Below are 7,934 nucleotides of genomic sequence, written 5' to 3' on the forward strand. Positions count from 1 at the left end.
TGCATATTATTATCGTCATAAAGGGGAATAATAATGAGGAAAGATCTTCGAATCCGGGCAACCTTGCTTTGTGCAGTTGCGGTTGGTGCGCTTGCCAGTCCTGCGTTGGCGCAGGATGCGCCGGCCGCCTCTCCCGTGCAGGATCAATCAACTCACGCCGACAAGGGCGGCTCGGCCCTGTCGGGCGAGATCATCGTGACGGCGCAGCGTCGCGAGCAGAGCATCCAGAAGGTGGGCATCGCCATCACCGCCTTTTCCGGCGACCAGTTGCGCGCCCTCAATGTGACCGATTCTCCCCAGATCGCAGCGATTACGCCCGGCGTGCACATCGGCGGCGCGCTTGGCGGCCAGAACAGCCAGTACACGATCCGCGGCGTCACCCAGAATGACTTCAGCGACATCACCGAAGCGCCGAACGCGGTTTATCTCGACGATGGTTACATCGCGATCGGCCAGGGGCAGACTTTCGCCCTGTTCGACATCGACCGCGTCGAAGTGCTGAAGGGGCCGCAGGGCACGCTGTTTGGCCGCAACGCGACCGGCGGTCTCGTCCGCTACATCTCGCGCAAGCCCAATCTGGACAAGTTCGAAGGCTTTGTCGACGTCAATTACGGGATGTATGATTCTCCGGGATCGCCCGGCGCATTCCATGGTGAAGCGGCGATCAACGTGCCTATCAGCAGCACGTTGGCGACGCGCTTCGCTGTCATGTGGAACAAGGCGCAAGGATATGTGCGCAACCGTTATCCGCTCGATGCCGTCGGCGGGTCGCCGGGCCCTGGCGCGGGTGCCAATCTGGGCGACGACAACACGCTGGCCGGGCGTATGACCACCTTGTTCGAGCCCAATGACGGGGTACGGGTGCTACTCTCGGTGAATGGGGCAAGGACCATTCAGGCGACGTCCCCTTATCAATCAAAGCCTACGATTGCAGTGTTCAACGCTGGTGGAGAGCAGATCAACACGATCAACGCCTCGCCCACAGAGACTCGCGCCTCGATTGGCGCGAACGGTCAGGATTATGGATCGGACCTCAACAACGACGGCGTCTTTGGCGACAGTTTCGGTCGGGTGGCCGCTGGCGGAGATTTCTTCGGCTACAAGGATCCGGACGGCTCAGGCCCGCTGACCTCGCAAGACTTTTCATTCCGTAAGGGGAATCACATCCGGACCTGGGGCGTTAACCTCAACGGCGAGTTCGATTTGAGCGACGGCGTCACGTTGGCGTCGGTGACTGACTACAAGCACTTCTTCAAGTTCAGCTTGTTGGATATCGAAGGCAGCCCGACTAACCTGGTTGGCGGTTATAATGGCGTTAGCGCTTACACGTTCAGCCAGGAAGTCCGGCTGACAGGAAAGAGCGACCTCGTCGATTGGACAGGCGGTCTCTACTATCTTCACATCACGAGCCGTTCTAACTCGGCGCTGAGGTTCCCGCCCGGTGGTGTTGCGTCGACGCCGGCACCTTTCGATGTCGGTGTCAACGCGAACCTGATAACCAATTCATACTCGGCCTTCGGCCAGTTGGATTGGCACATCGCCCCGCGGCTGACCTTGATCACGGGCGCGCGGATCATTCGCGAGCAAAAGAAGTACGACTTCTTCCACGGTATCTGGCCCGTCCAGACCGCGCTGCAGCCTCAGAGCGGGACGCCGATCGTCATCGGCCCAGTATTTGGCCCGAATGGACCGATGCCTTACGCCGACAAGTCCGGCAAGACACTGTGGGCCGGCAAGGTCCAGCTCGATTTCCAGGTCAATCCGGACCTGCTCATCTATGCAGGCGTCAATCGTGGTGTGAAGGCGGGCAGCTACAACGCCACCAATCCAGGCGGTGCCTATCCGGTGCCTCTAAGCCTCATCCCCTATAAGCCGGAAATTCTTACCAATTACGAGGGCGGCTTCAAATATACGTTCCCCGATCAGGTAACGCGTTTCAATGCATCCGTGTACTATTATGATTACAAGGACTATCAGGCATTCCTCTTCGCGGGCGTCGGTGGCGTCGTCATCAATGCCGATGACAGAACCTACGGTGGCGAGGCCAGCCTCGCTACATCGCCTGTCAGGGGCCTCGATGTCGGTCTTTCCGTTTCCTATTTCGATGCGAAGGTGAAGGATGTGCCGCTTCGGGCAGGAGGTCCGATCGTGCGCGATGTCAAGCCGGTCTATGCGCCGCCACTGCAGGGCAATGCCTTTGTACGATATGAATGGCAGGCTTTCGGCGGCAAGCTGTCGGTCCAGAGTGACGCGAGCTATACTGACCCATTCTACTACAACCTCCGCAATTTCGACGGAGACAAGTTCGGCAGGGCGGTGATGGTCAATGCCGGGATCGGCTGGTCGAACGACAATTGGGAGCTGAACTTCCGTGTCAAGAACCTGACCAACGTGAACCCCGGGGTCGTGGGCTTCGACCTCGCGACCTTGTGCGGTTGCAACGCGGTCTCCTACAAGCCGCCCCGCTTCTTCCAACTCGGTGCGCGGTACAATTTTTGATTACCTCATGCATATGGGGTCTCGCCTTAGTGTGTAGTTGACTTCGACGAATGTCCCGGCCGGTTACCGGACCGGTCGGGACATGATGATGTGCCGGGACCAGCAAGGATATGCCATGGTGCACTCCCCGACTGACAGCTCTGATCCTGCCTCCGAATGGAAGGGTAGGGGGTTCGGGTTCCTCGGTCTGGGCCGCTGGATCATCGCGCCCTTGGCACCTGAAGCTGCTTTTGATCCGACTGAATCAGATCGCCGCTTTAGATCTTTTAGTTACCGCGATTCCTTGAACGGCGATGGTTTCCGATCGCCCTGGAAACCTGCGGATCAGCCACTCGCTGATCAACATATTGATTGCTATTCCAGAGATCGTTGGGGGCCGCTGCGGGGAGAGGGCAATTCGCCTGGTCCCATTGTCAGGTGGTTAGAGGACGACCGCACGGCAACTAAACCCGATCTTCAATCCCAAACCCTTCATTTTGCAAAGGACGGATATCATGTTTGTAGTTAGAAATCCCCAGTCGATCGCCAACCCGGTGGGGCCGTACAGCCATTCGGTCGAGATTCCGGCCGGTGCGCGCATCCTGTCGATCGCTGGACAGGCGGGCATCCGGCCCGATGGAACGCTGGCTGAGGGTTTCGAGGCGCAGCACGAGGAAATCTGGAAGAACGTTCTGGCCATTCTCGCCGAAGCGAACATGGGTCCGGAAAACCTGGTTCACCTCAACGTCTATTCGACCGATGCCAGCGCCATCCGCTTTGTCGGTCCGCACCGGAAGAAGTATCTGCCTGAAGGTTACCTGCCGACCTCGACCTGGGTCGTGGTGTCGGCGCTCGCCAATCCCAACTGGGTCGTAGAGATGGAAGCCATCGCGGCGAAGGTCGATTGATCGCTTTGCATTGCCCCTGGCCGCAAACATGCCGGTCGGGGGCAATGCAGGCATCGGAAGCAGGTGAAGCCTTGATGTTGCCAAGTTGAGGCTGTGCGCCGGAGAGCTTCTGGAGATCGAGAACATTGTTATTTTGATCCTGCTTTTGATGTCATGCCTGGGAGGGTATTGTGAACGCCATCGTTTTTCCGGATCTCACTGACGCCATAGTTCAGCTTCGCATTATATGCGGCCTCCTCTTCATTCCGCATATTATCGGGCAGTTTACCGTCAAGGACGCTGTCTTCGCATTTTTTGAGACCGCCGGGCTCAAGCCTGCATGGATCTTTGTGCGGACTGCGCTGGTCGTTCAGACGCTCGCGCTGCTCGGCATGGTGCTGGGGATCTATGTATTCTACGCGGCGTGGCTGGGCGGCATCTTCATGATCTGCGCGGGGCTGGCGGCGTTCAAAGTCTCCAAGGGGCGCTGGTTCTGGAACCTGGGCGGCTGCGAGTTCCACATGTTCTGGGGCTTGTGCTGCATCATCGTCGCGCTTCACAGCCCGGCATAAGGCGTGGAGGCGATCGCCGAGCCGGGCAGATCGTTGACACCCCGAAGTAATTCCCGGAGTACCGACATGGCATTCAATATTCCTGACGTGGACATCGATATCTACTCGGCGGAGGCGCTTGCCAATCCGTACGAGAATTATCGCATTTTCCGGGACACGGCCCCGATCGTGCGCCTTCCCAAATACGACCTCTATCTCATGGCGCGGTTTGCGGATGTGCAGGGGGCGCTGAAGAACAACACCTTGTTCGCGTCCGGGGACGGCGTCGCGATGAACGACCTGATGAACAAGGCGATTGCGGGCAGCACGCTTCATACGGATGCGCCTTACCACAGCACCTTGCGCTCGATCGTCAGCCGGCCGCTTACCCCCGCCCGATTGACCGAGTTGCGTCAGGGACTTTACGATCTCGCCGAAAATCTGGTCGAGCGCCTGGTGGCCAAGGGCGATTTCGATGCCGCGAGCGAACTTGCGCCATATCTTCCGGTCACGGTGGTCTCCGAACTCGTCGGCCTGCCCGAGGAAGGGCGTGAACGGATGCTCATATGGGCCGGCGCGGTGTTCAACTCCTTGGGACCACGGGGTCTGGAACTGACGGAAACCGCGCTCCCGATAGTGGACGAAATGGTGACCTATGCCCGCGGTTGCACCGCCGATCGGGTGAAGCCGGGCAGTTGGGTCGCCAAACTCTACGAAGCGGTCGAGGCCGGCGAACTCAGGCCCGAGCAGGTCGGGCCGGTGATGGGCGACTATCTGGGGCCGAGCCTGGATACCACCATCCTTGCCACGGGCAGTGCGATCGCCCTGTTTGCCCAGAACCCCGATCAATGGGACAAACTGCGCGCGAACCCGACGCTGATCCCCAATGCGGTCAATGAAGCGATCCGAGTCGAAAGTCCGATACAGGGCTTTTCCCGCGTGTTGACGGATGATTTCTCGGTGGAAGACCAGCGCCTTCACAAGGGTGCGCGGGTCCTGGTGATGTATGCGTCGGGCAATCGCGACGAACGGCGTTGGGAAGACCCCGAGCGGTTCGATATCACGCGACGCGCGAACGAGCAGCTGGGCTTTGGCCACGGCATCCACATGTGCATGGGTGCCAATCTCGCCCGGATGGAAATCTCGGCGCTGCTCTCTGCCCTGATCCGCCGGGTCGAACGGTTCGACCTGCACGAGGCGGAGCGCATCTCGAACAATGTCCTGCGCGGTTACAAATCGCTCAAGCTGACCGCGCATGCCGCGCAGTGAAGGGGAAGCGGGCTGGCCATGTCTCGTGATCAGGATGACCAATAGCCTGTGGTTTCGTCCGCTAAGAGATATGCGATATGAAAGAGCAACCCTGCCCGAAGGAATGCGGCCATGAGTGACAACAGTCTCTCCGAAACCATCGAGGACCATGCCCTGGAACGAGTGCCCGACGATCAGCGTCAGGGATGGCTGGCATTGACGTGGAATACGGCGGGCGTGGTGGTTTCGCTGGTGCAGTTGTTCTTTGGCGCGCTGGTGACATTTGTCGCGGGGTTCCAGGCCGCACTTGTCGCGGGCCTGATCGTGATGCTGATTTGCTGGCCCCTGAGCTGGGCGAGTTCCCATGTCGCCTATCGTACTGGCCTCTCCAGCACGGTCATGTCGCGATATTTCGGGTTCGGCAAGAAAGGGTCGATAATATCCTCGATCATATATTCGTTCATGATCATCGGCTTCCTCGCTCTTGAGAATGCACTGCTGTATCGAGGATTTTTATTCTACTTCAAGCTTTCCGATACGTTGACCACGAAGATCCTGATCTATGGGTTGATGACGATTCTCTGGATTGTTCTGACATCCTACGGGTTCAAGCTGATCGCCCGCGCATCGTCGATAACCCTCACTTTATCATTGGTGGTGCTGGCTTATATCACCTACCTCGTGGTCTCCAACGGCGACCGGTCGGTCGAAAGCCTTGTTTCGTTCGGTCCCCAGTTCTCCCACGATGTTCTCAAGGGCATGGGCGCCGATAGTTCCACGGGCAGGTTCATCTTCGCGATAAATGTCCTGATCGGATCAGCGGGAGGGATGGCGATGTTCGGCGCGGACATCGGCAGATACGCCCGCCGATCGAAGGATGTGGGGATTTCAACGCTGATTGGTCTCCTGTCATTGGATATCCTGATGCTCTGGCTTGGCGGCATCATCATGTATGCTGGCGGCCCCGCACTTGTTGATTTCTACACGCAGACTGCCGGAATGACCCATGAGGCAGCACAGAGAGCATCGCTCGAAAGCCCGGACAGCATTGTAGCGGCCTTCGTGGTGCTGGGAGGAGCGATGGGGGCGTGGCTCCTGGTTCTCGCGCAGGGCAAGACGCAGGTTCTGAACAACTACGCGGCTTCGCTTTCCCTTTCCAACCTGTTCGATGCACTTAATTTGCGAATGGGGCGGTTGACCTTTGTCGTCCTTGCAAACGTCATTGGGCTCCTGATGCTTTATGGAAGCATTCTCGAACTGATCGATTCCTGGGTGACGATATTGGGAGTGCTGGTGACGGCATTTGCCGGAATTGTCGTTGCTGACTATTATATTGTGAAAACATTGCTCGGAAGAGAGCCGAAGGCTGTTCAGGAAGAGCCGGAGAATGTGAATTGGGCAGGGGTCGTGACACTGCTCGTCTCCGCCTTCATGGCCCACTATGTCCTCGCGAGTATCTTGCCGATCCAGGCGATAACGACCCTCATCATCTCGATCCTGCTCTATCCGCTGTTGCGCACAACCGTCCTGAAGCCGACGGGGAGGGGGTCTGGCCACCTTCCCGAGGCCATTGATGATCCGGTTACTATTTTGGACGGCGCCCCCGCAGCGTCTCCAAGCCAGGTCTCCTGACGACCTCGAAGCTGATTGAGAAAAGCTGTACAGACCGACCGAATATCAAGGGAGAATATCCATGTCATTACTGAACCAATTGGCTACGGCTCTCTTAAGCGGGTCGGTGGAGATCATCGACCTCACCCATACGCTGGAGGAGCGCACACCGATCTTCAAACTGCCTGACCAGTTCGCCCAGCAAATTCAGGTTTTCCGATTGGAGGAAATCTCCCGTTTCGATGAGCGCGGGCCGGACTGGTACTGGAACAATATTCACTGTGGTGAACATACCGGGACGCACTTCGACGCGCCGGTGCACTGGATTTCGGGCCGGCATTACGAAGATGGCGCGACCGACACGATTCCGGTCAGGAAGTTCATGGCTCCCGCCTGCGTGATCGACGTTTCCGAGCGCGCGGGGGAGGACGAAGAATTTGTAACCACCATGGACGACATTGAGAAGTGGGAAGCCGAGCATGGCCGTATTCCCGCCGGTTCTTGGGCCCTAATCCGCACGGGATGGTCATCCCGCAATTATACCGATCGGTTTCTCAATATGCGCGAGGATGGCGGTCACTGGCCGGGCAACCACCCCGATGTTGCGAAATTCCTGGCACATGAGCGCGACGTTATCGGCATCGGTACCGAACCTGTAGGAACGGATGCTGGCCAGGGCGCCACCTTTTCCCAGCCGAATCCTTGCCATCACTACATGCATGGAAGCAATAAATTTGGCCTGTCGAGCCTTGCAAACCTGCATCTCCTGCCTCCCACTGGCTCAATGCTGATCACGCCGCCGCTCAAGATCAAGGACGGTTCGGGCAGTCCTTTGCGCGTATTGGCGTTGGTCGAGCGTTAAGCCGCACCATGCAAGCGGCCGCCTGGTGGATCTATGCCAGGTTTGCATGAGACAGCCTTGGTGCATCGCCTGATATGATGGTGCATTGATCAGAATTCGTGCGCCCTCCGGCCTACTGTCATGGACATCATGCGCAAGGACTGGTCGACGAGCTTGGTCATCGCATGACGGCGGTTGTCGGTTATTACGGCTCGCATTGATGGACGGGCGCGGTGGACACGGAGTTTTGTAATGAAGGTAGTTTTCATAGGTCTTGGACGCATGGGGCAGGCGATGGCCCGGCGGCTGCTGGATGCG

General features: G+C 58.2%; 6 protein-coding genes. All 6 read left to right on the forward strand.

Going from position 1 to position 7,934, the window contains the following annotated elements; all coding sequences use genetic code 11:
• Positions 1-33: 33 nt before the first annotated feature.
• The 6 genes from MRBLMA1_RS11335 to MRBLMA1_RS11360 all read left to right on the forward strand — a co-directional run bounded on the left by MRBLMA1_RS11335 (position 34) and on the right by MRBLMA1_RS11360 (position 7,637).
• Positions 34-2,499 (forward strand): TonB-dependent receptor, encoded by a 2,466-nt coding sequence (locus tag MRBLMA1_RS11335; RefSeq protein WP_363736927.1) that lies wholly within the window; start codon positions 34-36, stop codon positions 2,497-2,499.
• A 494-nt stretch (positions 2,500-2,993) separates the two neighbouring features.
• Positions 2,994-3,386 carry a RidA family protein gene (locus tag MRBLMA1_RS11340; protein ID WP_133655157.1) on the forward strand — a complete coding sequence of 131 codons (393 nt, stop codon included), beginning with the start codon at positions 2,994-2,996 and terminating at the stop codon, positions 3,384-3,386.
• Between the two features lie 170 nt (positions 3,387-3,556).
• The gene (locus MRBLMA1_RS11345) at positions 3,557-3,937 is read left to right on the forward strand and encodes a DoxX family protein (RefSeq protein WP_166666496.1); all 381 of its coding nucleotides are present in this window, start codon (positions 3,557-3,559) and stop codon (positions 3,935-3,937) included.
• A 66-nt stretch (positions 3,938-4,003) separates the two neighbouring features.
• Entirely contained in the window at positions 4,004-5,185 is a 1,182-nt protein-coding gene (locus MRBLMA1_RS11350) for a cytochrome P450 (RefSeq protein ID WP_363736929.1), read from the forward strand.
• 111 nt (positions 5,186-5,296) lie between these two features.
• On the forward strand, positions 5,297-6,796 hold the full coding sequence (locus MRBLMA1_RS11355; RefSeq protein ID WP_363736931.1) for a purine-cytosine permease family protein: 1,500 nt from the start codon (positions 5,297-5,299) through the stop codon (positions 6,794-6,796).
• 61 nt (positions 6,797-6,857) lie between these two features.
• On the forward strand, positions 6,858-7,637 hold the full coding sequence (locus MRBLMA1_RS11360; RefSeq protein ID WP_363736933.1) for a cyclase family protein: 780 nt from the start codon (positions 6,858-6,860) through the stop codon (positions 7,635-7,637).
• Positions 7,638-7,934: the final 297 nt, after the last annotated feature.

It is taken from the genome of Sphingobium sp. LMA1-1-1.1 (assembly GCF_040676365.1).
Classification (GTDB): domain Bacteria; phylum Pseudomonadota; class Alphaproteobacteria; order Sphingomonadales; family Sphingomonadaceae; genus Sphingobium.